At 37.6% G+C, this 2,363-nt stretch carries 4 protein-coding genes; 3 read left to right on the forward strand and 1 reads right to left on the reverse strand.

Annotated features, from left to right (window positions below):
* A partial coding sequence (locus ASG21_RS18120) for an alkaline phosphatase family protein (protein ID WP_241773531.1) occupies positions 1-809 on the forward strand: 809 nt, incomplete at its 5' end.
* A 158-nt stretch (positions 810-967) separates the two neighbouring features.
* Here ASG21_RS18120 and ASG21_RS18125 read toward each other — a convergent pair.
* The gene (locus tag ASG21_RS18125; RefSeq protein ID WP_056084064.1) at positions 968-1,852 is read right to left on the reverse strand and encodes an NAD(P)H-binding protein; all 885 of its coding nucleotides are present in this window, start codon (positions 1,850-1,852) and stop codon (positions 968-970) included.
* Positions 1,853-1,946: 94 nt separating this feature from the next.
* On the opposite strand from ASG21_RS18125, the gene ASG21_RS20695 reads away from it, so the two are divergent.
* Together ASG21_RS20695 and ASG21_RS20700 are read left to right on the forward strand one after the other, a co-directional pair.
* Positions 1,947-2,165, forward strand: a complete 219-nt coding sequence (locus tag ASG21_RS20695; protein ID WP_277814184.1) for a helix-turn-helix domain-containing protein — start codon at positions 1,947-1,949, stop codon at positions 2,163-2,165.
* Positions 2,166-2,208: 43 nt separating this feature from the next.
* Complete coding sequence (locus tag ASG21_RS20700; protein WP_277814185.1) at positions 2,209-2,310, forward strand: winged helix-turn-helix transcriptional regulator; 102 nt, start codon at positions 2,209-2,211, stop codon at positions 2,308-2,310.
* Positions 2,311-2,363: the final 53 nt, after the last annotated feature.

Raw genomic sequence — 2,363 nt, forward strand, 5'->3', positions numbered from 1 at the left:
CAGGAAGTGATGCTGGTGGCAAAAGGCCAACGTATTATTATCCATATCACGAGAAATTTAGACCTTCAGAAAAAGTTGATAAAGTGATGAACTGGCTGAAATTGCCTGAAGAGAAAAGACCTCATTTTATTTCTATGTATTTTCCTGAAGTGGATGGGGCAGGGCATCATTTCGGACCTGAAGCAAGAGAAACGGAACTTGCAGTTCAGTTGGTAGACGCTGCGATTGGAAATTTAGTTCAGCAAGTCAATGATTTAGGTTTGAAAAATGTCAGTTTCATCTTTGTTTCAGACCACGGGATGATTCAGGTGGATGGTGGAAATCCTCTGGAAATTCCGGCAGTACTTTTTGACAAAAACAGATTTGATTTTTATAATTCCCAGACTTTGCTGAGAGTTTATGTTAAAAATCCAAATGAGGTTAAGGCTGTTTTCAGAGAATTAAAGGCCGGTAAAACCGAAGACTATGAAGTCTATCTAGATAAAAATCTTCCGAAGTATCTGCATTTCGCCACAAGAGACGACAGCTACAGCAGAATTGGTCAAATCCTTCTGATTCCGAAAGCTCCGAAAGTCTTTTTAGAAAAAAATCAGAAAACCTCTCTCGGAAAACATGGCTACGATCCGAAGCTGGTTCCTGAAATGAAAGCAACATTCTTTGCGTGGGGTTCGGCATTTCAAAATAATCATAAAATAAATGAATTTGAAAATGTAAATGTTTATCCCTTAGTCGCGAAAATTTTAGGTTTAAAAATCGACGAAAAAATTGATGGAAAACTGAAAGTTTTAAAACCAATTTTAAAGAAATAAGATAAAAGTCCCAACGGTACGAAATAATAAAGGATAGAATATCCTATCAAAAATATTCACAAATAAAACAATCGGCAAGCTCATCACTCGCCGATTATTTTTTTAAAATTCCAAAAGCTTGATGAAAATCTTAGTTTTTAATTAAAATTAAAAACTCCTTAAGAATTAAACCTTTCTGCAAACTCTTTTCCAAATTCTTCCAACTTTATATCTCCATCAATAACAGAATCATGTTCAATAAAATCTTTCTGCACAACGCCGGTTCGTATTCCTGATCCCATTTCTGTATAAAGTTCAGCCATCTCCTGTGGAACTCCTGCGTTTAGCATTCCGTTCAGAGCATCTTGATCTGTGAATTCAACCCATGGAAGATCAGGCTTGCCGACAGCATTTCCGAAAACTTTAGCAAAATCAGAGGCTGGTCGAACATCACCCACAATATATTTTACATTTTTGCCTTCAGAAAATTTCACCAACTCTACGGCGGCAGCTTTGGCAATATCAGTGGGGTGAACTAATGGAATGGATGCACTTTCCGGGAAATTAGCACCAATAATCCCTGCATTTTTAATCAGTGGAATGTCATTGAAAAAGTTCAAGTAAAAATATCCCGCTCTCAAAAAGGTTACAGAGGTATTTTCAATAGCACTGTAAAACTTTTCTATTGAATACAAACTTTTTATCGGGCCGTTATCTACTGGAGATTCAACGCCAATACTGCTCAGCATTACAATTTTCCTTACTCCCGTTTTTTTAATTGCTTCTGCGTAATTTTTTCCTGCGCCGATGGTATTTTCAATAATGTTGATGCCTCCCATGTTGGGTGGTGTCATCAGGAAGGCAGCATCTGCTCCCTGAAAAGTCTTGGTTAAAAATTCCAGATCAGTTATCGACCCAATGGCTGCGTCAGCGCCTAAAGCTGTGATATCACTTCTTTTGCTTTCATCACTGCTGATAACGGTGATTTTGTGACCTTCTTTAATCAGTTGTTGTGCAAGTGGTTTTGCTACATTTCCTAATGAGCCCGTGATTATAATTTTCATAACTGAAATATTTAATTTTTAATGTTGTTATTTCTGAGAACAAAGGTATATTTGTACTTACTTTTATACAAGTACTTACCCTAAAGTATGTATTATGACAGCCATTAAAGAAAGTTCTACCATTCAGCAGAATAAAAAATATGCACTCGGCCTCTGTCCGGTCACGTATGTGATGGAAAAAATCGGAGGCTATTGGAAACCGATCATTTTATATCACCTTTCAACGGGCGATAAAAGATACAGCGAACTCAAACGGTCAATTCCTGCAGTTACAGAAAAGATGTTGATTCAGCACCTGACAGCTGGAAAATGACGGTTTAATCATCAGGACGGCTAAGCCTGTGGTTCCACCTCATGTGACGTATAACCTGAGCGAATCAGGAAAAGATTTAATTCCTGTCATTCATGCAATGGCGGAGTGGGCTTTCAGAGAAATGGAAAGAGAGAAGGGAATTTGACTTTATTTAAAATAAAAATATTAAAAACAGTTTCGGCGGGCCATTGGCCCGCC

It is taken from the genome of Chryseobacterium sp. Leaf394 (assembly GCF_001424105.1).
Taxonomy (GTDB): Bacteria; Bacteroidota; Bacteroidia; order Flavobacteriales; family Weeksellaceae; genus Chryseobacterium.

Coding starts and splice junctions, on each gene's coding strand:
- ASG21_RS20695 (WP_277814184.1), top strand. CDS start 1,947: ATGACAGCCATTAAAGAAAGTTCTACCATTCAGCAGAATAAAAAATAT.
- ASG21_RS18125 (WP_056084064.1), bottom strand. CDS start 1,852: ATGAAAATTATAATCACGGGCTCATTAGGAAATGTAGCAAAACCACTT.